The sequence below is a fragment of the Burkholderia sp. MR1-5-21 genome (assembly GCF_053427715.1).
On sequence record NZ_JBSAXD010000172.1, the window covers coordinates 1 to 257 of the forward strand.

Sequence of the window (257 nt, forward strand, 5' to 3'; positions counted from 1 at the left end):
AAGAGCGTGATCGTGTTCCGCCGCACCGGCGGCAAGATCGACTGGCACGCGGATCGCGACCTGTGGATGCACGAGCTGACCGCTGCCGAGTCCGATCAATGCGAGCCCGAGTGGGTCGGCGCCGAGCATCCGCTGTTCATCCTGTATACGTCCGGCTCGACCGGCAAGCCGAAGGGCGTGCAGCACAGCACCGGCGGCTACCTGCTGTGGGCCGCGCAGACGATGAAGTGGACCTTCGACTGGAAGCCGACCGACGT

General features: G+C 66.1%; 1 protein-coding gene. It reads left to right on the forward strand.

The genetic code is table 11. From position 1 onward, the window contains the following. A partial coding sequence (locus tag ACV229_RS40935; protein ID WP_448088712.1) for an AMP-binding protein occupies window positions 1-257 on the forward strand: 257 nt, incomplete at both ends.